The sequence below is a fragment of the Stenotrophomonas sp. SPM genome (assembly GCF_003105135.1).
GTDB lineage: Bacteria > Pseudomonadota > Gammaproteobacteria > Xanthomonadales > Xanthomonadaceae > Stenotrophomonas.
Genome location: NZ_QETL01000012.1, coordinates 1 through 24,345, shown reverse-complemented (window position 1 = coordinate 24,345; position 24,345 = coordinate 1). Strand labels below are relative to the sequence as shown.

At 68.8% G+C, this 24,345-nt stretch carries 17 protein-coding genes and 1 rRNA gene; 9 read left to right on the top strand and 9 right to left on the bottom strand.

From position 1 onward, the window contains the following. The first annotated feature begins 113 nt into the window (after positions 1 to 113). Genes DCO49_RS04990 through DCO49_RS04980 form a run of 3 tightly spaced genes read left to right on the top strand, consistent with a single transcriptional unit; the run spans position 114 to position 4,506 of the window. Positions 114 to 1,802, top strand: a complete 1,689-nt coding sequence (locus DCO49_RS04990) for a molecular chaperone HscC (RefSeq protein WP_116863082.1) — start codon at positions 114 to 116, stop codon at positions 1,800 to 1,802. Further along, positions 1,799 to 3,187, top strand: coding sequence for a hypothetical protein (locus DCO49_RS04985; protein ID WP_116863081.1), 1,389 nt, complete (start codon positions 1,799 to 1,801; stop codon positions 3,185 to 3,187). Before DCO49_RS04990 ends, DCO49_RS04985 begins: the two co-directional genes overlap by 4 nt. Continuing rightward, positions 3,184 to 4,506, top strand: a complete 1,323-nt coding sequence (locus tag DCO49_RS04980; protein ID WP_116863080.1) for a hypothetical protein — start codon at positions 3,184 to 3,186, stop codon at positions 4,504 to 4,506. Before DCO49_RS04985 ends, DCO49_RS04980 begins: the two co-directional genes overlap by 4 nt. Positions 4,507 to 4,550: 44 nt before the next feature. Here the strand turns inward: DCO49_RS04980 and DCO49_RS04975 are convergent, their stop codons facing one another. The 4 genes from DCO49_RS04975 to glyQ form a co-directional block, all read right to left on the bottom strand. Next, the gene (locus DCO49_RS04975; RefSeq protein ID WP_116863079.1) at positions 4,551 to 8,411 is read right to left on the bottom strand and encodes a translocation/assembly module TamB domain-containing protein; all 3,861 of its coding nucleotides are present in this window, start codon (positions 8,409 to 8,411) and stop codon (positions 4,551 to 4,553) included. After that, the gene (locus DCO49_RS04970) at positions 8,408 to 10,204 is read right to left on the bottom strand and encodes an autotransporter assembly complex family protein (protein ID WP_116863078.1); all 1,797 of its coding nucleotides are present in this window, start codon (positions 10,202 to 10,204) and stop codon (positions 8,408 to 8,410) included. The genes DCO49_RS04975 and DCO49_RS04970 overlap by 4 nt, the downstream gene beginning before the upstream one ends. 238 nt (positions 10,205 to 10,442) lie before the next feature. Beyond that, positions 10,443 to 12,518 carry a glycine--tRNA ligase subunit beta gene (glyS, locus tag DCO49_RS04965; protein WP_116863077.1) on the bottom strand — a complete coding sequence of 692 codons (2,076 nt, stop codon included), beginning with the start codon at positions 12,516 to 12,518 and terminating at the stop codon, positions 10,443 to 10,445. An 82-nt stretch (positions 12,519 to 12,600) separates the two neighbouring features. After that, the gene (gene glyQ, locus DCO49_RS04960; protein WP_116863076.1) at positions 12,601 to 13,512 is read right to left on the bottom strand and encodes a glycine--tRNA ligase subunit alpha; all 912 of its coding nucleotides are present in this window, start codon (positions 13,510 to 13,512) and stop codon (positions 12,601 to 12,603) included. A gap of 83 nt (positions 13,513 to 13,595) precedes the next feature. On the opposite strand from glyQ, the gene DCO49_RS04955 reads away from it, so the two are divergent. From DCO49_RS04955 to DCO49_RS04945, 3 genes are read left to right on the top strand one after another with little or no spacing between them, the layout of a single operon-like run. Next, positions 13,596 to 15,425: a GspE/PulE family protein gene (locus tag DCO49_RS04955; protein ID WP_116863075.1), complete on the top strand. Its 1,830-nt coding sequence runs from the start codon at positions 13,596 to 13,598 to the stop codon at positions 15,423 to 15,425. Beyond that, positions 15,397 to 16,143 carry a glutamine amidotransferase gene (locus DCO49_RS04950; protein ID WP_108770510.1) on the top strand — a complete coding sequence of 249 codons (747 nt, stop codon included), beginning with the start codon at positions 15,397 to 15,399 and terminating at the stop codon, positions 16,141 to 16,143. The genes DCO49_RS04955 and DCO49_RS04950 overlap by 29 nt, the downstream gene beginning before the upstream one ends. A gap of 51 nt (positions 16,144 to 16,194) precedes the next feature. Next, on the top strand, positions 16,195 to 17,106 hold the full coding sequence (locus DCO49_RS04945; protein WP_116863074.1) for a BPSS1780 family membrane protein: 912 nt from the start codon (positions 16,195 to 16,197) through the stop codon (positions 17,104 to 17,106). Between the two features lie 82 nt (positions 17,107 to 17,188). Here DCO49_RS04945 and tatC read toward each other — a convergent pair whose 3' ends face one another. The 4 genes from tatC to DCO49_RS04925 form a co-directional block, all read right to left on the bottom strand. Then, on the bottom strand, positions 17,189 to 17,938 hold the full coding sequence (gene tatC, locus DCO49_RS04940; protein ID WP_116863073.1) for a twin-arginine translocase subunit TatC: 750 nt from the start codon (positions 17,936 to 17,938) through the stop codon (positions 17,189 to 17,191). Then, positions 17,935 to 18,411 (bottom strand): Sec-independent protein translocase protein TatB, encoded by a 477-nt coding sequence (gene tatB, locus DCO49_RS04935; RefSeq protein ID WP_116863072.1) that lies wholly within the window; start codon positions 18,409 to 18,411, stop codon positions 17,935 to 17,937. The genes tatC and tatB overlap by 4 nt, the downstream gene beginning before the upstream one ends. 15 nt (positions 18,412 to 18,426) lie before the next feature. After that, a complete protein-coding gene (tatA, locus tag DCO49_RS04930; RefSeq protein WP_116863071.1) occupies positions 18,427 to 18,654 on the bottom strand; it encodes a Sec-independent protein translocase subunit TatA in 228 nt (75 codons plus the stop codon). A 74-nt stretch (positions 18,655 to 18,728) separates the two neighbouring features. Next, positions 18,729 to 19,613, bottom strand: coding sequence for a YSC84-related protein (locus tag DCO49_RS04925; RefSeq protein WP_116863070.1), 885 nt, complete (start codon positions 19,611 to 19,613; stop codon positions 18,729 to 18,731). 165 nt (positions 19,614 to 19,778) lie between these two features. On the opposite strand from DCO49_RS04925, the gene hemH reads away from it, so the two are divergent. The 3 genes from hemH to DCO49_RS04910 all read left to right on the top strand — a co-directional run bounded on the left by hemH (position 19,779) and on the right by DCO49_RS04910 (position 23,994). Beyond that, positions 19,779 to 20,741 (top strand): ferrochelatase, encoded by a 963-nt coding sequence (gene hemH / locus DCO49_RS04920; protein WP_116863069.1) that lies wholly within the window; start codon positions 19,779 to 19,781, stop codon positions 20,739 to 20,741. After that, the gene (locus DCO49_RS04915; RefSeq protein WP_116863068.1) at positions 20,738 to 21,583 is read left to right on the top strand and encodes an alpha/beta hydrolase; all 846 of its coding nucleotides are present in this window, start codon (positions 20,738 to 20,740) and stop codon (positions 21,581 to 21,583) included. Before hemH ends, DCO49_RS04915 begins: the two co-directional genes overlap by 4 nt. A 308-nt stretch (positions 21,584 to 21,891) precedes the next feature. Beyond that, complete coding sequence (locus tag DCO49_RS04910) at positions 21,892 to 23,994, top strand: methyl-accepting chemotaxis protein (protein WP_116863067.1); 2,103 nt, start codon at positions 21,892 to 21,894, stop codon at positions 23,992 to 23,994. Positions 23,995 to 24,250: 256 nt separating this feature from the next. On the opposite strand, the gene rrf is transcribed toward DCO49_RS04910, so the two are convergent. After that, a 5S ribosomal RNA gene (gene rrf, locus DCO49_RS04905) occupies positions 24,251 to 24,345 on the bottom strand; the annotation flags it as partial.

Below are 24,345 nucleotides of genomic sequence, written 5' to 3'. Positions count from 1 at the left end.
ACCATAGCCGCTGGGGGCGGATGGGGCAACGGCCGATGGTTGGGGTGGCGCGTTCATCGGCCGCGTTGTCGGCCTACAATCGCTGTTCCATCACATGCAGTCAGGGAAGCAGCATGATCGTCGGTATCGACCTGGGCACCACCCATTCGCTGGTGGGCATCTACGAGGCGGGCGGCGGTCGACTGTTCCCCAATGCGCACGGCGAGCTGCTGACGCCCTCGGTGGTCAGCCTGGCCGATGGCGCGGTGCTGGTCGGGCAGCCGGCGCGCGACCGCCTGGTCAGCCATCCGGCGCACAGCGTGGCGAACTTCAAGCGCTGGATGGGCACCGACCGGCAGACCCGCCTGGGCGACCGCAGCTTCCGCCCCGAGGAGCTCTCGGCGCTGGTGCTGCGCTCGCTGCTGGCCGACGCCGAGGCCGCCCTGGGGCAGAAGGTGGAAGAGGCGGTGATTAGCGTGCCGGCGTACTTCTCCGATGCGCAGCGCAAGGCCACGCGCACCGCCGGCGAACTGGCCGGCATCCGCGTTGAGCGCCTGATCAACGAACCCACCGCCGCCGCGCTGGCCTATGGCCTGCAGCAGCGCGAGGGCGAAGGCCGGGTGCTGGTGCTGGACCTGGGCGGCGGCACCTTCGATGTGTCGATCCTGGAGCTGTTCGACGGCGTGATCGAAGTGCATGCCAGTGCCGGCGACAATTTCCTCGGCGGCGAGGATTTCTCGAGCGTGCTGCTGGAGGCCCTGCTGGCCGACCAGCGCCTGGACCTGGCTACCCTGGCCGACAGCGAGAGGGCGCAGCTGCTGCGCCAGCTGGAACTCTTCAAGCGCGAGCTGAGCCACAGCGGCAGCAGCACGCTGGAGCTGACGCTGGGCGAACGCCGGCTGCGCTGGGAACTGGACGAGGCCGGATTCGCCCGGCTGTGCGATCCGCTGCTGCAGCGCATGCGCGGCCCGATCGAGCGGGCCATCCGCGATGCACGGCTGCAGCCGGACGCACTGGACGACATCGTGCTGGTGGGCGGGGCGGTGCGCATGCCGATGGTCAGCCGCCTGGTCACCCGCATGTTCGGCCGGCTGCCGCTGCGCCATGTCCACCCGGACCATGCCATCGCCCTGGGCGCCACCGTCGCCGCAGGCCTGAAGGGACGCAACGAGGCCCTGCGCGAAGTGGTGCTGACCGATGTCTGTCCCTACACGCTGGGTACCCAGGTGTCGCGCCGCACCCCCGATGGGCAGTCGCGCAGCGGCTATTTCCATCCCATCATCCAGCGCAACAGCGTGGTGCCGGTCAGCCGCGAGGATCAGTTCTTCCCGATCCACGAGAGCCAGCGCGAAGTCGTGATCGACATCTACCAGGGCGAAAGCCCGACCGTGGACCGCAACATCAAGCTGGGCGAGCTGCGCGTGCCGCTGACCCATCGTGCGCCGATGGAAGAACGCGGCATCACCACCCGCTTCACCTACGACATCAACGGCCTGCTGCAGGTGGAGGTCACCGAAGATGCCACGGGCCTGCGCCACGAGCTGATCTTGGAACAGAACCCGGGCCTGCTGTCGCCCGGGGAGATCCAGCAGCGCCTGCGGGCCCTGCAGGACCTGAAGATCCATCCGCGCGATGCCCAGCAGAACCTGGCCGTGGTGGCCCGCGCCGAACGCCTGTACGAGGAGTTCATCGATCAGCGCGACACGCTGCAGGGCTGGCTGCTGCAGTTCCGCCACGCGCTGGACGGCCAGGACCTGCACCACATCGAGCAGCAGCGCCGCGAGCTGTCGCAGGCGCTGGACATGCTGGAGCGCGATGCATGAGCTGGGGCCTGGACGTGCTGGAGCTGGACGAGGATGCCGACGAACGTGCGATCAAGCGGGCCTACGCGCAGCGCCTGCGGGTGACCCGCCCGGAGGACGATCCGGTCGCCTTCCAGCACCTGCACGAGGCCTACCAGGCCGCACTGGCATGGGCGAAGGATCGCGCTGCAGAGGAGGCCCCGTGGCCCGGCAGCGGACCGGAAGCACCACTGCAATGGGCAGCGCCGAGCGCTGCGGAGGCGGGTCCCCAGGCGGATGACCACGTGCGGGCCGACCCGCGCATGGACGTGGAGGCCATCGCCGGCCGCATCCTGGCCGAAGCCGTACAGCAGGAGCCGGGCGTGCTGCAGGAGTGGCTGGCGCAGCAGCCGGAACTGTGGTCGCTGCAGGGGAAGGCGCGGATCAGTGACGCCCTGCTGGACGCGCTGTTCTCCGCCACCGAGCCGGTGCAGGCCGACAACCTCGATGTGCTGGCCGAACTGTTCGGCTGGGACGAGATCGGCAGCAGCGTGGATCCCTATGCACTGGATGCACGGCGCATGGAGATGCACCGCCAGTGGGTGGTGCAGCCGGGCAACCACCACCGCCTGGCCGAACTGCTGCATCGCTGCGGATTGCCGAACCCGCCCGTCGCGGCCCGCGAGCATATGGCCTGGCTGTCGCGTCCATGGAATCACTGGCAGGCGCTGCTCACTTCGTTGTCGCCCCAGCGTGGGCGCGACCTCAACCAGACCCTTGATGCCCTCGGCATCGATGACGACACGCCGGTGCCGGCCCCACTGCAGGCCCGCCAGATCGCGTTCTGGCGCGACATCGGCGCGATGCACCGGCTGAACCGCGAGCGCTGGCTGCAGGGACTGCTGCGCGGTGTCGCGTGTGCGGTGATCGCCGCGCTGCTGGTGCTGGCCGTGGGCGTGCTGGGCCAGTTTGCCTCCGGTGACGGCGCTGCCGGCATCCATCCGATGGCCACCTACGCACGGGTGGCACTGTACGCCACGCTGGCGCTGGTGCTGCTGGGCGCAGTCGCCCCCGCGGTGCAGACCTTCCTGCACTGGCAGGTGCAGGACGAGCAGCCACATCGGTCCGCGCTCGCGGCGCTGCTGCCGATTCCGCTGCTGGCGATCGTGGCCATCGTGCTGATCCACGGGCTGGAGCTGCGCACGGCCGGAACCCTGCTCGCCTGGCCGGTACTGGGCCTGTCCGTGTGGCGCTGGTGGCGGCGCAGCCACCTGCAGATCCAGTTCAACGGCTGGCTGCTGCTGTCGGTGGTGCCGTTCCTGAAACTGCTGATCCTCGGCATGAGCTACGCCGAACTGCCGGTCGCCCTCGCAGTGGCGTTGTGGACGCGCGATGCCTGGACCCAGGTGTGGCGCCGCCAGCGATGAGCGACTGGGTGGCGCTGCTGGGGCTGGACGCCGACGCCGACGAACGCGCCATCAAGCGCGCCTATGCGCAGCAGCTGCGCGTCACCCGGCCCGAAGATGACCCGGTTGCGTTCCAGCGGCTGCACGAGGCCTACCAGGCCGCGCTGGCGCAACTGCGCGAGGATGCAGCGCCGCCTGCGGAAGACCGCCCGGCGCCGGCATCGACGGATACGGTGGACGCCGAGGGCGTCGCCGCGCAGCTGCTCGTGGTGGCCAGCCAGGGCGACACGGCCCTGCTCCAGCAGTCGCTGCAGCAGCAACCGGAGCTGTGGTCGCTGCACGGCAAGCAGCGCATCGGCGACGCCGTGCTGCAGCGGCTGGTGATCGACGAACCGGCGCTGCCGCGCAGCACCTTCGACACGCTCAGCGGGTGTTTCAACTGGGATGACCCGGTGCGGGGCATGGACCTGCACTGGCTGGATGCGGTGGCGCGCCGCTGCGAGCAGCGCTGGCTGCTGTCACCCGCCGGTGCGCAGGCACTGGCGACCCGCTACCTGGGCATCAGCGAGTCGCTGCTCGTGCCCGGCAGCGATGTGCTTCCCAGCCTGCGCGAGCATCGCCCGGCCTGGCGCAACCTGCTGGACACCCTGCAGCCGTCGCGCGCGCACCAGGCGATCAGCCTGCTGGCGGCACTCGGCTACTGGCACGACCTGCGCGTGCCACCCGGCCTGGATGCAGGACAGGTCGCGTTCTGGTCACGCTTCGGGCGCGAGGGCGATGCCATCCATTGGCAGGCCGGTGGCCTGCGCGCCCTGCTGGTCGCGCTGGTCCTAGGGCTGATTTGCACCTGGGCCGTGATCGCCAGCTGGCCACTGCCGGCCTCGGAGGATGGCGCGCTGGATGGCGGCCAGCGCGCGGCGCTGATCATCGCCGCTGCGGTGCTGCTGGTTCCAGGGCTGTGGCTCACATCCCACGCCACACGCGCGATCATCCGCTGGCAGTCGCTGCCGGAGCACGTCGCCACCGTCCTGCCGGGGCTGCGCATCCTGACCATTCCACTGGCAGTCGCCGCGGTGATGGGCGCGTTCCACCTGGCGCTGCGTTTCACCACCGGGGTTCCGGTGTTCTCGCTGGTACTGCTGGTCATCGCCAGCGGTGCCGTGCTGCGCATGGCCCGCCAGCGCTTCCTGCAGCGCTGCGGCTCAGCGGAGCAGGACGCGCCCTCCGGCAGCCTGGTGGTGGCCATCGTGCTGATCGTGCCCGCGCTGGTCATGGCGCTGGTCTACTGGGCGAAAGACCTGCACGTCCACCGCGGCGAGCTGCGCTGGCTCAACCGCTGAGGGGTCGGATCCGTTTCAACGAAAGGGCTCCGACCCCGGCCGGGTCATTTTTCGCGACGCCAGTTCAGCGAGCCGCGGTTTTCCACCGTGCTCGACTCCACTTCCACGTCGAAGCCGCGGCGCAGCAGGTACTTCAGGGTCAGCACCGAACCGGCGCCGACCATCGACACGCCGTAGCCGACGTAGAGCTTGGGCGAGATGTACTTGCCGAAGCCAATCACCGAACCGCCCAGCGCGCGCGACTGGCTCACGCCGGCATCGTCCAGGCCCAGCTTGGCGCCCAGCTGCGAAGCCAGCAGGCCGCTGCCGGCCGACAACGCCGCCGAGGCCGCGGTGACCTGCTGGGTCTGGTCGGTGCTGGCATTGGTCAGGCTGCGGCCCAGCACCAGGTAGGCCAGTGCCTCGGACTGCGACATCGCCGGGTCGGACCACACATCGGCCCGCGGCTGCTGCGCGCGGCCGGTCACGTCGATGCCAGCGGTGACATCACCGATGCGGCGCTCGGCGCGGATGTTGATCCGCGGATCGGAGACGGCGTTGTAGTTCCAGTTGAGGTTGCCGCGGGTGATGGTCAGGTCCTGGCCGTAGGCCTTGTAGCGGCCGCTCACCTCAAGCCCGCCGTTGGCGGTCATCTCGCGGCCGGGCTTGGCCCAGACCTGCATCCTGCCGGTCAGCCCGCCCTTCAGGCCGAATCCGGTCATCTTCACCTTGTCGCCCAGGCTCACGGTCAGGTCCATGTCCAGCGGCGAGGTGCGCGATTCCTCCGGGTCGGCCGGATCCAGCACCACCACGTCCTCGGACACCGAAGTGCCGCGGTCCAGGCGCTCCAGGTCGATGTCGGCCTCGGGCACGTTGACCGTGCCGCGCAGCTCCATCGCCGCCTTGGCCAAGGTGAAGTCGAGATCGGGGTTGGCGACGATGCGCAGTTCGCTGGTGTTGGACACCAGCACGTTCTCGCCATGGATCTTCAGCTGCAGCGGCTGCGCATCGCCGAACCAGGACAGGCCGCCATCGACGTACAACGTGCCCTTGCCCGAATTGGCCTGCGCAGTGATCTTGGCCGAGCCATCGGGCTGGGCGACGAAGCTGCCCTTGCCCTGGTCGAAGGTCAGGCCCAGCGCCGGGAATTCGCCCTTGAAGTTGGTCAGCTGCGCGTCACCGCCCAGCGAGGGCTGGCCGCGCGTGCCACGCAGGCTCACGTGGCCTTCGATGAGGCCGGTGGGACGCACGATGTCCGGCGAGAACAGCTCCAGCCAGTACAGCCGCGACATGTTGAGATAGAGCTCGCCGTTCAACGGCGCGCTGGCTTCCCAGCCGGTCTGCATCTTCGCATCGACGAAGCCGTTGCCCTGGAAGCCCATGCCCAGGTAGCCCTTGATGCTGGCCGGGGTCATGTCCAGCTTCAGCGAGAACTGGTCATAGCGCACCAGTTCGCCGCGGGTGGAATCGCCCACCGTGTTGCGGTTCTCTCCCAGACGCACGCCGCCTTCCTTCGAGCGCACTTCCACGTGGCCTTCCCAGGCATTGGCGCGCGGACGGATCTGCGCGTCCAGGCTGACATCGCCGCGCAGGTAGATGCGGCGACCGGACTGCGGCGGCAGCCACGGCTGCACCAGCGACAGCGGCAGCGCATCACTGCGCACCACCACGCCTTCGCGCGGCCAGTTGGCCTGCGCGCACAGTGCGCCGCTGCCGGTGGTGGCCAAGCAGGCTTCGGACAGCGTGTAGGTGCTGCCGTTGATGGCGAAGGTCGCCGGTGCACGCAGCGACCACGGATCGCCCTTCATCGGCGCGATGCGCAGCGCGGACAGTTCACCGCGCCACTGCGTGCCCTGCTGGCGCACGCTGCCCTGCAGGTCGATCGCACCCATCTCGTTGCGCGTCTGTGCGGCCAGGCGCAGGTTGGACACGCTGCCCTGCGCATCCACGTTCAGGCGCTCCAGCAGCATGCCGGCGTTGACCTGCTGGCCCTGCACCGCCAGCGTGCCGCTGTCGCCCCGCCACGGCAGGTGGCCCTTGATGCTCAGGCTTTCGGCGCCGTAGCCATCCCAGTTGAGGTTGTTGCCGACCAGGTCGGCGGTGATGTCCGGCGCATCGCGCGGGCCCTTCACCTGCACCTGGCCACGCAGGCCACCGTCGGCGCCGGGCAGCAGGTCGCTCAGCTGCAGCGGCTCGAAGCGTGCATCGATGTCCAGGCGATCGCCGACCTTGCCCGACGCGGTCACCCGGCTGCTGCCCACGGCCAGCTTGAGCTCGCCCTCACCCCGCTCGCCCTGCAGGGCAAACTTGCCCCGCGCGTCGACGTTGCGCTGGCGCAGCGTGCCCTTCAGCGAGGGCAGGTCCACCGTCGCCTGCAGCGTACCAGCGGTGCCGGCCGGCGCATTGGCCGGCGGCGGCAGCTGCTGGCCCTTGGAGGCCAGATTGCCCGACAGGCGGCCATTCCAGCCCGGCACGAAATAGCCCGGATCGAAGTCCTTCAGCGTGGCCTTGGCATCCCAGTCCAGTTGCGGCGACCAGGCCAGCTTGCCCTCCACCTGCAGCTGGCCACCCGGGGTCTGCGCCTGCAGCTGGTGGATCTGCGCGGCCTTGTCGTTGCCGCGCACATCGAAGCGCAGCTGCGCCTTCTGTTGCTCGCGCTGCACGTCGGCGCGGCCGATCGCGGCCCAGGCCTGCAGCGTGCCGGCCAGGCCGAAGCGCGCTTCTTTCAACGTCACCGGCACCGGTGCGCTGGCGGCGGTATTCGGGTCCGGTGCCGGCACCCAGGTCAGGTTCTGCGCGATCACCGAGAAATTGAGCTTCTGCTGGTCTTCCTGGCTGAAATCGGCGATGCCTTCCAAGCGTGCTTCGCCGCCTAGGCCCTTCACCACCAGCGGCGAGACCTTCAGCACCTGGTCCTGCAGCGAGACCACCGACGGTGCCAGTTCCAGTTCCTGTTCGCCCTGCTTCACCCGCCCATGCAGGTTGGCGTTGCCGCCCTTGCCCGAGGCGGTGAAATCCAATGCCAGCGGCGCGATGCCCGAAGTCGCCAGCGCCGGCGACAGCAGCGCCAGGTCCAGTTCATCGCTGCGGACCGTGGCATTCCAGGTCGGGTCGGTGCGGCCGTCGAACACCAGCATCGCCTTCAGCGGCTGCGGTGCACGGCCAGCCACGGCCACTTCCATGTGGCCAAGGTCGCCGCGCGCGACCAGGCCCAGGGTGGCGGCGGTGCGCCCGCGCGGTGCCGGCAGCACGGCGGTCACGGTCACGTCGGTGTCGTAATCCTCGGCCGGGATGTAGCGGCCCTGGGCGGTGAAATCACCCATGTCGCTGTCCACGACCAGCTGGCGGGCCTGGAACTCGCCATTGGCGATCTCGATGCCGCCGCGTACGCGGGCGATGTCGATCAGCGGTTCGTTGCCCTGGCTGATGCGGAAACCATCAATGGCGATGACATCGGCCTGGATCGCCAGCGGCATCTCGATCTGCGGCAGCGAATCAGGCCACGACGGCAGCTTGAACGGCTCGTCGCTCTTGGCCAGGTTGAGCGTGGCGTTGGTCAGTTCCAGCTTGTCCAGCAGCAGCTTGCGGCCCAGCAGCGGGCGCAGGTCCGGCTCGAGGTGCGCGCGCTCGGCGTGGAAGTGGATGTCGTCGTAGCGGAAATCGACGTTGTACAGGGTCAGCGGGCCGGCCACCGGGCCGTCCGCCTTGTCCCAGGTGAAGCTGGCGCCCACCGGCAGCCGCGCCACCACCTGCGCCAGCAGCACATCACGGCCGGCCACGGTCTGCAGCAGCCAGTACACGGCCAGCAGCGCCAGCAGCACCAGGCCGATCACGCCCACGCCCGACCATGCCCAGAAACGGCGGCGGCGGTAGAAGCGCACGCGCGGCGGCGGCGGGGTGCGGGTATCCGGGGTCTGCGCGCTCACAGGTCCGCTCCGATGTTCAGGTACAGCTGGAACTGCGAATCAGGGTTGTTCAGGCCATGCGCGATGTCCACGCGCACCGGGCCCACCGGCGATTTCCAGCGCACGCCGAAGCCCACGCCGGTGTGCAGGTCGATGGTGTTGTCGAACGCGCTGCCGGTGTCGACGAAGACCGCCGCACCCCAGGGGCCGCCCTTGAAGTAGTGCTCGTACTCGGCCGAACCGACCACCAGGTTCTTCGCACCCAGCGCGTACTTGTCCGGGGCCGGCGTACGCGGGCCCACCTCACGGAAGGCATAGCCGCGGATGCTGCGGTCACCACCGGCGAAGTAGCGCAGGCTCGGCGGCATCGCCACCAGGTCGCTGGTCCAGGTGGTGCCCCCTTCACCGCGGAGGATCAGGCGGTCGCTCTGCCCCACCGGGATGTACCAGCGCAGCACGGCATTGGCCTGCACGAAGCTGGTATCCGACCCGGCGCCCTCGATGCCGCCGCGCAGGGTGGCGGTGCCGCTGATGCCGCTGCGCGGGAACAGCGGATCGTCGACGTTGACGTAGTCGGCCACCAGCTGCGGGTAGACCAGGGTCGAGGTGTTGTAGACCGCGTTGGTGAACTCGGTGCCCGAGGCATAGCGCCAGCGCTCGCGCAGGGCGTTCATCGAGGCGATGGCGGTCCAGTTCTCGTTGATCTGCCCGCTGCGGCTGGCGATCAGCTTGAAGTTGCGCAGGTCGATGTAATCGGTCTGCTCATCGTAGGCGCTGGCGGTAAAGCCGTACCAGCCGTCGAGCCACTTGAACGCCGGCACGCGGTAGGTGCTGGTCAGGCTCTTGCGCTTCTGCGCATAGTCTAGCTGGGTGTTCATCTTGTGGCCGCGGCTGTTCACGTAGCGCCGCTCGATGCCACCGCGCACACCCGCGCCGCTCTCGCTGCCGTAGCTCAGGCCCGAGGTGTAGATGGTGCGCTTGGCCCGGGTCAGCTTCACGTCCACCGGCACTTCGCCGTTCTCGTCGGCCTGGTCCGGGCGCGGCTGGATGTCGATCACGCTGAAGTAGTCGAGCTTGGTCAGCGACTCGCGCAGGCGGTCCAGCTTGCCTTCGTGGAAGTAGCTGCCCTGTTCCCAGTACACCAGCGGGTCGAACAGCTTGTCGACGAAGTAATCCTGCTCGAAGGTCACCGGGCCCATGTTGTAGCGGCGGCCGCTGTCCCAGGTCAGGTCGATGTCGGCGGCGTTCTCGGCGCGGGTGACCTGCACCTGGCGCTGGGTGTAATCAGCATCGAAGTAGCCACGCTCGGCCAGGCGCCGGGTGATGGTGATCTTGCTGGCTTCGTACTGGGTGTGTTCGAAGCGCTGGCCCTTGCGCGGCTTGAACGCGGCCAGGTCATCCTGCAGGTACTGGTCGTACATGGCCGGGCCGGTGATGTCGATGTGCTCGCGGCGCACGCGCACCGGCTCGCCCTTCTCCACCCGGATATGCACCTGCACGCGCTCGTCCTGGCGGGGCGCTTCCACGGTGATGACCGGGTTGTAGTAACCGAACGGTTCCAGCGCCTCGCGGGTCTGCCGCTCGGCCTGCGACAGCAGGTATTCCAGCCGCGACTCGCCCTGTTCCTTGCCGATGGTGTCGTACAGCGTCAGCGATTCCTGGATGTTCTCGATGATCGCGGCGTCGTCGCCCTTGTCCAATCCCTTGATCTCCACCTTGTCGATGGTGCCGCGCGCATGGGCCACGGAAGAGGTGGCCAGGGTCAGGACCATCAGCGGGAGGGCGTATTTCTTTGGCTGCATGCGGCACAGCATACCGACCGCGCGTGACGATGCGAAATGCAGCGCGCGAATGGGGATAGGTTGTTAAGTGGCAGTCAAAATGCGCAGCTTTGTGCGCGTTATCTGCACGATATGGGTAGCGCCGGGCCATGCCCGGCGAGCGCGCAGCGCGGCCGCGCAAGAAACCGCCGGGCATGGCCCGGCGCTGCCGATGGGCGCCACGTGTGCACGGCGCCCAGTAGATCCACGCCATGCGTGGATGGTGTGCCCATCAGCTCGACAGATGCTCGATCGCCGCGACCTTGCCCAGGCGCTCGCCCAGCAGGGTCAGCAGCGCCAGGCGATTGCCACGCAGCGCCGGGTCTTCGGCATTCACCATCACGCCATCGAAGAACGCATCAACCTGCGGACGCAGGCGGGCCAGGCGCGCCAGCACGGCCACGTAGTCCTTCTGGTGCAGGCTGGCGCCGGTGTCGTCGATGGCCGCGGTGACCGCTTCGGCCAGCGCGCGCTCAGCGTCTTCCTGCAGCAGCGATGCATCGATCTGGCCCGGAATGTCGCCCTCGGCCTTGCGCAGGATGTTGCGGATGCGCTTGTTGGCCGCGGCCAGCGCCTCGGCTTCCGGCAGCGCGGCAAACGTGCCGATTGCGTCAAGGCGACGGTCGAAGTCATACAGCGACGCCGGCTTGAGCTCTGCCACCGCGTTGAAGTGCGTGGCCGGCACGCCCTTGTCGCTGTAGTAGCCCTTCAGGCGTTCGAGGATGAAGTCGTACAGCTCACCCACGTCGGCCTGCACGTTGCGCGCGGCCAGGCCTGCATTGGCGCTGGCCAGCAGTGCGCGCAGGTCCAGCTCGAAGCCACTCTCGATGATCGTGCGGGCCAGGCCCAGCGCGTTGCGGCGCAGGGCGAACGGGTCCTTGTTGCCGGTCGGCTTCAGGCCTGCGGCGAAACCGCCGGCCAGGGTGTCCACGCGCTCGGCGATCGCCAGCACCTTGCCCAGCGCCGACAGCGCGATGTCATCGCCACCGAAGCGCGGCTGGTAGGCCTCGTCGATGGCCAGCGCCACCTCCGGCGATTGCCCACCGGCCACGGCGTAGTGGCGGCCGGCGATGCCCTGCAGTTCCGGGAATTCATTGACCATGCGCGACTGCAGGTCGTTCTTGGCCAGCTGTGCCGCACGCTTGGCCAGCACCGGATCGGCACCAACCTGCGGCGCGATCACTTCGGCCAGCGCCGACACGCGCGCCACCTTGTCGGCCACGCTGCCCAGCTTGGCCTGGTAGGTCACGGTCTTCAGGCCGTCGCCCATCGATTCCAGGCCCTGCTTCAGGTCTTCGTCGAAGAAGAACTTGGCATCGGCGAAGCGCGGGCGGATCACGCGCTCGTAGCCCTTGGCCACTTCGGCCACGTCCTTCGATTCGATGTTGGCGATGCCGATGAACTTCTCGGTCAGCTTGCCGCTGTCATCCAGCACCGGGAAGAACTTCTGGTTGACCTCCATCGTCTCGATCAGCGCTTCCTGCGGCACGGCCAGGAACGCACGCTCGAAGCTGCACAGCACCGCCGCCGGCCACTCGACCAGGTTCACCACCTGCTCCAGGTTGTCCTCGGTGATGCGCGCGCTGCCACCGGCCTGGCCAGCAGCGGCCTCGACCTCGGCAACGATGCGCTGGCGGCGCTCGGCCGGATCGACCAGCACCTTGGCCGCGCGCAGCGATTCGACGTAATCCTGCGGCTGGCTCAGCCACACGGTCTTGTCATGGTGGAAGCGATGGCCACGGCTCATGCGGTCGGCCTTCAGGCCGAACAGCTCGGCCTCGACCACGTCGGCACCGTGCAGCAGCACCAGCCAGTGCGCCGGGCGGGCGAAGCCCCAGTCGTGGTCGCCCCAGCGCATCGGCTTGGGGATCGGCATCGCGGCGATGGCCTCGCGCAGGATCTCCGGCAGCAGCGCGGCGGTGCGCGCACCCGGGCTCACCGCGCGGTGGACGAAGCGCTCACCCTTGTTGTCGCTGGTCTTCTGCAGCGCGGTCCAGTCGATCCCGGCCTTGGCGGCGAAGCCCTGCAGGGCCTTGGTCGGCTGGCCTTCGGCGTCCAGCGCGATGTTCAGGTACGGGCCCAGCACTTCACTGCGCTGTTCCGGCTGTTCCAGGCCGACGCCGGGCAGCAGCACGGCCAGGCGGCGCGGGGTCGACAGCGGGCGTGCATCGCCCAGTTCCAGCTCGATGCCGCGCTTGCGCAGGCCGTCGACAACGCCATCGAAGAAGGCCTGGGCCAGGCCCGGCAGCGCCTTGACCGGCAGCTCCTCGGTGCCCAGTTCGATCAGCAGGGGGGACAGTTGGCTCATCGTTTCAATCCTGTGGTGGGGGCGCAGCGCGCGACGCGGCCGGCGCCCCGGGGCAATGGGGTGATGAAAGGCAGCAAGGCCGTCAGGCCTTCTTCGCGCCCGGGAAGCCCAGCTTCTCGCGCTGCTCGTAGTAGGCCTTGGCCACCGCCTGGGCCAGCGCGCGCACGCGCAGGATGTAGCGCTGGCGTTCGGTCACGCTGATCGCGCGGCGCGCATCGAGCAGGTTGAAGGTATGGCTGGCCTTCATCACCTGTTCGTAGGCCGGCAGCGGCAGGTTCACTTCCACAAGCTTCTGCGCCTCGCGCTCGCACGCGTCGAAGCGGTGGAACATTTCTTCCACGTCGGCGTGTTCGAAGTTGTAGGTGCTCTGCTCCACCTCGTTCTGGTGGTAGACGTCGCCGTAGGTCACCGGCTTGCCGTCCGGGCCGTGGGTCCAGACCAGGTCATAGACGTTGTCGCAGTTCTGCAGGTACATGCACAGGCGCTCGAGACCGTAGGTGATCTCGCCCAGCACCGGGCGGCACTCCAGGCCACCGGCCTGCTGGAAGTAGGTGAACTGGGTCACTTCCATGCCGTTGAGCCAGACTTCCCAGCCCAGGCCCCAGGCGCCCAGCGTCGGCGATTCCCAGTTGTCCTCGACGAAGCGCAGGTCGTGCACCAGCGGGTCGATGCCCAGCGCCTTCAGCGAATCCAGGTACAGCTGCTGGATGTTGTCCGGTGCCGGCTTCATCGCCACCTGGTACTGGTAGTAGCGCTGCAGGCGGTTCGGGTTCTCGCCGTAGCGGCCGTCGGTCGGGCGGCGCGACGGCTGCACGTAAGCCGCGTTCCAGCCTTCCGGGCCGATCGCACGCAGGAAGGTGGCCGGGTGGAACGTACCGGCGCCCACCTCCAGGTCGAGCGGCTGGATGAGCACGCAGCCCTGCTGGGCCCAGAACTGGTTCAGGGTCTGGATCAGGCCCTGGAAGGTGATCGGAACGGTCGGGTTCGCGGACATGCGGACGATTCTTGGCCGGCAGAGGGGTGCGCTAGTATAACGGCCGACCTGCGGGGCATTCCGTACCCGGGAGGAGCAGGCAGATGGAACACCGGCTGCCGGCAGGCACGCCCGGGGCACCGCCCCCGTTGCCACCAGGGCGCCTGCAGTTCGAGCAGGTGGCCGCTGCCGCACTGGCCGATGGCCTGATCGCCGAACGTGACCGCGACCGCGTGCGCTTTTCCGCACAGGGCGCGCGCAACGCCAGCGAAGTGCACCCGCTGGTGCTGCTGTCCAACCTCAAGCTGGCCGCCAGCGAGGGCGGCGAGCTCAGCCTGGAACGGCTGACCGAATGGCTGGCCCGGCGCACCGGCTGCCGCTACCTGCGCATCGACCCGACCCGCGTCGACGTCGCCTCGGTCACCGCCGTGGCCTCGCACGCCTATGCCCGCCGCCACCGTTTCCTGCCGCTGGCGGTCGACGCCGAACGCGTGCTGGTGGCCACCAGCGAGCCTCTGGCGCAGGAATGGCGCCGCGACCTGCAGCACCTGACCCGGCGCCAGATCGAGCTGGCGATGGTCAACCCGCTGGACCTGCACCGCTACACCATGGAGTTCTTCGGGGTCACCCGCTCGGTGCGCGGGGCCCGCGGCGACGTCCGCGGTGAAGCCAACACCACCCTGCCCAGCTTCGAGCAGCTGGTCGAGCTCGGCCGGGCCGGTGACGTCAACGCCGACGACCAGCACATCGTCCACATCGTCGACTGGCTGCTGCAGTACGCCTATGAACAACGCGCTTCGGACATCCACCTGGAGCCGCGCCGCGAGATGGGGCGCATGCGCTTCCGCATCGATGGCGTGCTGCACAAGGTGTTCGAGGTGCCGCCGGCGGTGATGACTGCCGTGGTCAGCCGCATCAAGGTGCTCGGCCGCATGGACCTGGCCGAACGCCGGCGCCCGCAGGATGGCCGCATCAAGACCCGTTCGCCAGGCGGCCGCGAGGTCGAGATGCGCCTGTCGACCATGCCCACCGCCTTCGGCGAGAAGTGCGTGATGCGCATCTTCGACCCGGATGCCGCCTTCAAGAGCATCGACCAGCTCGGATTCAGCCCGCAGGAGGCCGCCGGCTGGAATGCGCTGGTCGAGCGTCCGCACGGCATCGTGCTGGTCACCGGCCCAACCGGTTCGGGCAAGACCACCACCCTGTATTCCACCCTGAAGCGGCTGGCCACGCCGGACGTGAACGTGTGCACGGTGGAGGACCCGATCGAGATGATCTCGCCGGAGTTCAACCAGATGCAGGTGCAGGCCAACATCGACCTGGACTTCGCCAGCGGCGTGCGCACCCTGCTGCGACAGGACCCGGACATCATCATGATCGGTGAGATCCGCGACCTGGAGACCGCACAGATGGCGGTGCAGGCCTCGCTGACCGGCCATCTCGTGCTGTCCACCCTGCACACCAACGATGCGGCCTCGGCCATCACCCGCCTGCTCGACATCGGCGTGCCGCACTACCTGCTGGCCAGCACCATCAACGGTATCCTCGCCCAGCGCCTGGTGCGCACCCTGTGCCCGCACTGCAAGCAGCCGCACACCCTCGGCGCGTCCGATTGGGCGGTGCTGGCTGATAGCCATGCTGCATATCCAGATGCCGCCACGCCCTGTCGGCCGGTCGGTTGCCTGGAGTGCCGGCGCACCGGTTTCCTCGGCCGCATCGGCCTGTATGAGTTGCTGCCATTGGGTTCGCGGCTGCGCAGGCTGATCCGCGCGGACATGGATCTGGCCGCTTTCGGACGTGCCGCACAGGCTGAAGGACTGCGAACCCTGCGCCAGGCGGGGCTTGAAAAGGTGGCGCAGGGGCTGACTACAATCGAGGAAGTCCTGTCAGTCCTGCCGCCCCCGGATGAATCCAGCACCGTTCCTGATCCTTGAAACCGGCCGCCCGGTGCCGTCGCTGCGGCGCTACGGCCGTTTTCCGCACTGGATCCGCGTCGCCGCCGGGCTGGAAGAACACGAAACGGTGGTGGTCGACGTCGAGCACGGCGGCCACCTGCCCGACGCGCGCGGCTTCGCCGGTGTTCTGGTGACCGGTTCGGCCGCCTACGTCACCGACCACGCCGAATGGAGCGAGCGCAGCGCGGCGTGGCTGCGCCAGGTCGCCCACGACGGCATGCCGGTGTTCGGCATCTGCTACGGCCACCAGCTGCTGGCGCACGCGCTCGGCGGTGAGGTGGCCTACAACCCTGCCGGGCGCGAGTCGGGCACGATCGAACTGGCGCTGGACCCGGCCGCCGCCGAGGATCCGCTGTTCGGCGGCCTGCCCAGCCACTTCCCGGCCCACGCCACCCATATGCAGACCGTGCTGCGTGCGCCCGAGGGGGCCGCGGTGCTGGCGCGCTCGCCGCTGGATGGCTGCCATGCCTTCCGCTGGGGCCGCCAGGCCTGGGGCGTGCAGTTCCATCCCGAGTTCGCCACCCACCACATGCGCGGCTACATCCGTGCCCGTGCCGACTGCATCGGCCGCCACGGCGGCTGCGCACGCAGCATCGAACGCGCGGTCAGCGCCGCGCCCCTGGCCCGCCAGCTGTTGCGGCGCTTCGTCCGCCAGGCCCGCCAGTCTTCAGCCCAGCCGGTCGCAAAACAGGGATAATCGGCGGCACGGGCACCCGCCCGGCCCCCTTCTGTCCCTTCCCGGATGTCCATGAAAGAGATTCGCAAGCTGCCGGCTTCGGCGGGCGCCCAGTGGTTGCTGGATACGTTCTCGCTGTACCGGCGTGCGCCGCTGCAGCTGGCCCGGATCGGCCTCACCTGGCTGGTGGTCAGCTGGGTGGTCACCCTGCTGTCGACCCTGATCCCGGGTGCCGCAGGCCTGGCCGTGCAGTTGATGACCCTGGCCATTTCGCCGGTGATGTTCGGCGGCATGCTGTACGCGATGGGCGAGATCGACGAGGGCCGTCCCGGCCTGGCCTCGCACCTGCTGCAGCCGATCCGCGACCACCGCGTCAGCCACCTGCTGGTGCCGCTGGCCATCCAGGTGCTGGCGGTGCTGCTGCTGGGCGTGCTGCTGTTCCTGATGATCGGCCGCGAAGGCTTCTCCGCCTTCAGCGAGGTCATGACCAAGATGGAGCAGATCAGCCGCAGCGGCCAGCAGATCAGCCCGGATGATGCGGCGAACCTGGTGGCCAACCTCCCGGCCAAGCGCATCGCGCTGTGGCTGTTCCTGGTGTTCGTCACCGCGGTGGGCCTGTCGCTGGCGATGTTCACCCAGCCGGCGCTGGTGGTGTTCGACAAGCAGAGCGGCATGCATGCGCTGCGCCTGAGCCTGCAGGGCTGCATCGAGAACATCGTGGCGATGACCGTGTTCGCGGTGCTGGGCCTGATCGCGGCCTTCTGCGGCTACATCCTGTTCGTCATCGTCATCCAGATCGCGATGCTGATCGGCGGCCCACTGGCGGCGGCCTTCATCGCCCAGCTGGTGCTGACCACGGTGGTGATGCCGCTGTACGTCGGCGCGGTCTATGCCGCCTGGAAGCAGATGTTCGTCCACCGCGGCAACCGCGCCGCACCGCCGGTGCCGGCCCCCCCGCCGCAGAACGACGTCTTCCACGCCTGACCTGCACATCGAAGTAGATCCACGCCATGCGTGGATGAAACGGATCAATGAAGAACGCCGGGCCATGCCCGGCGTTCCCGTATCAGGCAGCGGGTTTCTTCACCGCTGCAGACGGCACCAGCCAGCGTGCGGCGTGGATGCCCAGCTCGTAGAGCAGGCACATCGGGATCGCCAGCATCAGCTGCGAGACCACGTCCGGCGGGGTCAGCACCGCGGCCAGCACGAAGATGCCGACCACCGCGTAGCCGCGGCCTTCCTTGAACTGCTGCGGCGTCACCCAGCCCAGCAGCACCAGGATCACCATCGCCACCGGCAGCTCGAAGCTGCCGCCGAAAGCGAAGAAGATCGCCAGCACGAAATCCAGGTAGGCGTTCGCATCCGGGGTGATCGCGATCACTTCCGGGCTGAAGGTGGTGAGGAAGTGGAACACCGCCGGCAGCACCAGGAAGTAGGCGAACGCGCAGCCGGTGTAGAACAGCAGCACCGACGACACCAGCAGCGGCACCGCCAGACGCTTCTCGCGCGCGTAAAGGCCGGGGGCGACGAACGCCCACAGCTGGTACAGCAGCCACGGCACGGCCACGAACAGGGCCACGAAGCAGGTCAGCTTCAACGGCGCGAAGAACGCACCGGCCGGGTTGGTGGCGATCATCGTCTGCCCGTTCGGCAGCTGCGACACCAGCGGTTCGGCCAGCGCGTTGTAAAGCGTCTGGGTGAACGGCAGCAGGCCCAGCAGCACCACGCCGAAACCGAGCAGCCCGCGGATCAGCCGCGCGCGCAGTTCTACGAGGTGCTCGACCAGCGAGCTTTCACCGAAATCATGGTCGCTCATGGCTGGCGCTCCGGCGGAACGGGCGCATCGGCCACGGGGGTGTCAGCAGGCGCGGTAGCGTCCGGCTGCGCAGGGGCATCTGGTGCTGAAACGACATCCTGCGGCGCCGCGGGGGCCGGGACATCATCGGCCAGGTGCGGCGGCGTCTGCGCCGGGGCCGGCGCGCGCACTTCCTGGGCCAGGTCATCGCCCTGCTGCTGCGCCTGCGCTGCCTCGCGCCGCACCGCTTCGCCGCTGGCGCGCAGCTGGCTCTCGGTGTCCTGCATGCTCTGCCGCACGTCCTGCATCTGCCGCTTGATCTCCTCGGCCTGCAGTTCGCGCTCCAGCTCCTGCTTCACCGAATCCCATTGATTGCGGGCGCGACGCACCCACAGGCCGGCGAAGCGGGCCGCCTTGGGCAGGCGCTCGGGACCGAGCACCACCAGGGCGACCACGGCGATGACCAGCAGTTCGCTGAAACCAATGTCAAACACCGCAACCGCTCCGGATCAACGCGCGTTGCGGTCGTGCTCGTCCTGCGCCGTGCGCGAGGCGTCCTGGCTGGGCGACTCGTCGCCCAGCTGCGCCGACGGCTTGTCGTCGTCGCGCATGCCCTTCTTGAATTCCTTCACCGCCGAACCGAGGTCCTTGGCACCACTGGTCAGCCGCTTGGTGCCGAACACCAACAAAACCACGGCCAGGACAATCAACCAATGCCAGATGCTCAAACTGCCCATAAAGACACTCGTTACGTTGTGATCAGGCTGTCGAGCATAGCGCACCGGCTGTAAGCCGGCGCGCGTGACGAAAGTCAGTTGCCGCCCAGCGTCTCGGTACGGATCTCACCGTCGCCGACCGGCTGGAAACCCTGCTGTGCCGGCGGCGGGCTCTGCGGCATGTTCTGCAGCGGCGCGGTGGTCGCTTCGGCCGGGGCCGCGACCGGTGCCTGAACAGGCGCCTGGGCCGGCGGCGGCGGTGCGCTGGCAGTACCACCGTTGCCGGTGCGGTTGTTGCGCGCGGCGTAGGTGGCTTCTTCCAGGCGGTCACGGAAGGCGACGACGTCCATCGACGGCGAACCGGCGGCTCGCCCCTCGAAGATCATCCGCGGCGTGGTGTTGCTGCCGTAGGCGTCGAGGTTGGCGGCATCATCGATCTGCAGCACCGCGCCATCCAGGGCGACGCCGGCGAACAGGCCGCGCGCACGCGACCACGACCAGATTTCGGCCTTCAGCTGGCCATCGGTGGCGGCGGCGGCATTGCGGCCCACCGGACCGGCGGCCACGCCGGCATCGGCGCCCAGGGTGAACTTGCCGTTGACCAGATTGTCGAGGCTGCGGTCGTTGCGGAACACCAGCACCACGTCGGAGGACTGCACGCCGGCCTGGAAGCCGATGCTGCCGCCGGTGAGCTTGATGAACACCGGGTTGGACCATGCGCCATTGGGCATGCGCACCGACATCAGACCGTGGCCACGGCGACCGCCGATGACCAGACCGGCCTTGATCGTGTCGGGAATGACGATGACTGCGCGGCCTTCGTCGAGCAACTTGTCCGGAATGCCCTGTTCGGGAATTTCCTGGATTTCAGCCAGCACACGCACCGCGTTGCGGGCGCGCTGGTCTTCCTGCGGTCCGGCCATGGCCTGGCTGGACAGCAGGCTGGCGGCGATCAGCAGGGCTTGGATCGGGCGACGCATGGCGGGCTCCAGAAGTCAGTCCATAGGAAGATATAGCAAGTGACTGAAATTAGTAGCGTTGTGATGAATATCCAATGAGCGTGGCGCATGCGGATAAACGCCCTGCATCGACATGATCCAAACCCTGCATCCCGGCGCGGCATCGGATCGGCGACAATAGCCCTCATGCTAGACGCACCCGATACCGCCGTGCTGGCGGTCAACCTAGGCACGCCCGAGACGCCGACGGCCCCCGCCGTCCGTCGTTACCTGGCTGAATTCCTGTCCGACCCCCGCGTGGTCTCGATTCCGGCGCTGCTCTGGCAGCCGCTGCTGCGCGGGCTCATCCTGCCGCTGCGCAGTGGCCGTTCAGCCGCGAAGTACGCCCTGGTGTGGCTGCCGGAAGGCTCGCCGCTGATGGTGCATACCCGCCGCCTGGCCGAGGCCATGCAGGCCCTGCTGCCCAGCCTGCGGGTGCGCCATGCCATGCGCTACGGCGCACCGGCGCTCGCCGCCGAGCTCGACCGCCTGGCCGCCGAGGGCGTGCGCCGCATCGTGGTGCTGCCGCTGTACCCGCAGTATTCGACCACCACCACCGCCTCGATCGAGGACCGCGTGGATGACTGGCAGCGCCGCCATCCCGGCATCACCATCAGCCTGGTGCAGGATTACTCGGTCGACCCGGACTGGGTCGCCGCGGTCGCCGGCTCCATCCAGCGCTACTGGCAGCAGCACGGCCGCGGCCAGAAGCTGGTGTTTTCCTTCCACGGCATTCCGCAGCGCCTGGCCGATGCCGGCGATCCGTACCCGCAGCGCTGCGAGGCCAGCGCGCAGGCCATCGCCAACGCACTGGGCCTGGCTGCCGATGAGTGGCAGCTTGGCTACCAGTCGCGCTTCGGCCGCGAACGCTGGCTGCAGCCCTACGCCGAGCCAAGCCTGTGGGCGCTGGCCGAAGCGGGCGTGAAGCAGATCGACGTGGTCTGCCCGGGCTTTGCCACCGACTGCCTGGAAACGCTGGAAGAAGTGGCGATGGGTTTCACCGAAACGTTGGCCGAGCGCGGCGCGCAGATGCGCTACATCCCGTGCCTCAACGCCGAACCCGAACACGCCCGTGCCCTGGCACGCCTCGCCGTGGCATCGCTGGCATGAGCCTGCAACCGTTCGTGATGGACGTGGCGGGCGCGCGCGTGGCGGGCCTGCGCGGCGGCCCTGCCGGTGGCACCCGCATGCTGGCCCTGCATGGCTGGTTGGACAACGCCGCCAGCTTCGTACCGCTGGCGCCACACCTGGCCGACGTGGAGCTGGTGGCCATCGACCTGCCCGGCCACGGCCACAGCGCCCACCTGCCGGCCGGCGCGGTCTACACCACCCCGGCAGCGATCACCCACGTGCTCGATGTGGCTGACGCGCTGGGCTGGGACCGCTTCACCCTGATGGGCCATTCGATGGGCGCCGGCATCGCCAGCCTCACCGCCGCCGTCAGTGATCGCGTCGAGCGGCTGATCGCCATCGAGGCGCTGGGCGGCCTGCGCGGACCGGAGGAAGAAACCGCCGAGCGCCTGCGCGAGCATGTGACCGCCACCCGCGCCTTGGCCCGCAAGCAGCTGCGCGTGTTCCCCGAACTGGCCGCGCCCATCCGCGCGCGGATGATGACCAACCAGCTCAGCGAAGGCTGCGCCCGCCTGCTGGTCGAGCGCGGCGTCGAGCCGGTGGAAGGCGGCTACCGCTGGTGCAGCGATCCGCGCCTGGTGCTGCACACCGCCATCCGCCTCAGCGAAGGGCAGATCGACAACCTGCTGCAGGCCATCGCCTGCCCCACCCAGGTGATCTACGCCACGCCGGCACAGTCCTACTATCCCGAGCCGGGGCGCAGCCAGCGCCTGCAGCACCTGCGCGACGGCCGCCTGGCCGTGTTCCCCGGCAACCACCATCTGCATATGGAACAGCCGGCACAGATCGCCGAGGTCATCAACGGCTTCCTTGCCGTTTGATCGCGTTGCTTCACGGCAACAGCCGCTGAGCGGAAATCTTCACGCGCGCTTCACTCCAGGCCCGCGCGGCCGATAGAACAGGTGCGGGCCCCTGCGCCCGCCGCACGCGGGCCCGGTCGGGCCTGCGGCTGTTCGTGGTCCTGCAAGGAAGCCCGCATGCCTGTCTGCCCGCACCACCGCCCACAGGACGTGGCCCCGGTGCCTGCCTGTTCCACCTTCCCTTTTCGCAATCCCTGCCCTGCCACCGTCGCGCCGTCGCGCGTGCGGGTATGCGGGGCCGTTGCCGTTCGTTGATCCAGGAGTCGCCGATGTCCATTGCATCCCCCCGTCCGCCCAACCAGGGCCGCCTTCCCTACCTGCAACAGCTCGCACGGCGCGGTGACCGCCGCCTGCTGCTGGGCAGCGCCGTCATGGCCCTGCTTGGGCTGGGTCTTGCCGTAGGCAGCCAAGACGGGCTGGTAGCCGTGCTGGCGGCATCCGCCGTGCTGCCTGCCGCGTGGCTGGGCGGCCCGCAGGCGGGCACGCCGCTGGCCCGCAATGGCCTGGCCGTGCTCGTCGCCATCCAGCTCTGCCTGCTCTGCCACCTGGGTGGCCTCGGCCCGGCATTGCCGATCGCCGTGCTGCTGGGGGTCCTGCTGGGTCATCGCGACCGGCTGCCACTGTGGCTGGCCGGCGCGGCCGGGGTGATCGCCCTGCTGCTGCCGCTTGTACAGGGCGCCGCGGTACTGCCGGGCGTGTTGCACGCGGCGGCACTGGCCGCGCTTGCGGCCGTGCTCGGGCAGACCGCCGCGCGCCTGCGCCAGCAGAGTGAGGCACTCGGCCATGGCCCGCAGCGGCTGGCCGCCCTTGCCCGCGACATCGCCACCGGCGCCGACCTGTCCGCGCACGGCAACGTGCAGGATTACGCGGTAGGTTCGCTGGCCCACGCCCTGGCCGACACCGCCCGCCACGTGCAGGCGCAGCGCGAACGCCAGACGCAGGGTCATGCCGACAACGCACAGATCCGCCAGGCACTGGATGTTTCGCGTACGGCAATGATGATCGCCGACAACGACCACGTGATCCGTTACGTAAACCAGTCGGTGGTGGCCCTGCTGCGCAACCAGCAGGCGAACCTGCGTCAGGCCTTCCCCGATTTCGATGCCGAACAGCTGGTTGGCAGCAGCATCCATCGCTTCCACGCCAACCCCGACCGCATCCGCGCCATCCTCAACACGCTGCAGGTCACCCATAACGGCAAGATCCAGATCGGCCCGGTCCACTTCGCCCAGGTGGTCACGCCGGTGTTCGATGCGCAGGGCATGCGCCTGGGGTTTGCCGTGGAGTGGCATGACCGCACCCATGAGCTGACGCTGGAGAATTCAGTGGCCGGCATCGTGGCGGCAGCGGCGGCCGGCGATCTGGACCAGCGCCTGCAGGCCAGTGACGGCGCCAGCTTCTTGGACGGCCTGACCGGTGGCATCAACCAGTTGATGGCTACCGTCGGCGGCACGGTGGAAGAGGTTCGACAGATGCTGGCCGCACTGGCACGCGGTGAACTCGACCGGCGCATGGAAGGCGAGTACCACGGTGCGTTTGCCGCCATCCAGCGCGACGCCAACGCCACGGCGACCCAGCTGGCGCGCATGGTCGGCCGCATCCAGCGCAGCGCCGGCGCGATCCGCGGCGCCGCCAGCGAGATCGCCGCAGGCAACGATGCACTGTCCGAGCGCAGTGAGCGCCAGGCCGCGCACCTGCAGGAGACGGCCGCGTCGATGGAGGAACTCACCGCCACCGTGCGGCAGAACGCCAGCCACGCACGCCAGGCCAGTGACCTGGCCAGCACCACCCAGGGCGCAGCCAACGAAGGCAACCTCGCCATGCAGCGGGTGGTCACCACCATGCAGGCCATCGAGGCTGCCTCGCGTCGCATCGGTGATATCACCGGCGTCATCGACGGTATCGCGTTCCAGACCAACATCCTGGCCCTGAACGCCGCGGTGGAGGCCGCCCGCGCCGGTGAGCAGGGACGCGGCTTCGCCGTGGTTGCCAGCGAAGTACGCGTGTTGGCCCAGCGTTCGGCGGCGGCGGCGCAGGAGATCAAGAAGCTCATCGACGAAGCCGGCCGCGAGGTGGGCGAAGGCGCGCAGCTGGTGGCCGACGCCGGCCAGCGCATGCAGGGCATTGTCGGCGGCGTGCAGAGCGTGAGCGCGTTGATGCAGGAGATCTCGGCTGCCTCGCAGGAGCAGTCCAGCGGCATCGAACAGATCAACCAGACCGTGGTGCAGATGGACCAGGCGACGCAGCAGAACGCGGCCCTGGTGGAGGAAGCTACTGCCGCCGCACGCGAGTTGCAGGTGCAGGCGGGCACGTTGAGTGAAGCGGTTGCGGTGTTCCGGCAGCAGGAAACGCGGGAGATGGCGCTGGCTTGAGGCCACGCGCCCGGTTCCTGCTTTGTGCTTTGGGTGGGTGCCAACTGTGGTTGGCACCTTGCCTGGCGCGGGTGCCGCGCCTGTGCCGGCCATCGGCCGGCATTACCGGTGTTGCTCGATGCCGTTTGCCGGTACGGCACATCCACGCAAGGTGTGGCTCTACCGGGGAACGCAACGCGCGGTATCCCCGGTGGCGTGATTATCCACGCGCAAAGAAAAACCCCGCTGCGTGAGCAGCGGGGTTCTCGGGTATAAACCCTGGCGATGACCTACTCTCGCATGGCTTGAGCCACACTACCATCGGCGCAGCTGCGTTTCACTTCCGAGTTCGGGATGGGATCGGGTGGTTCC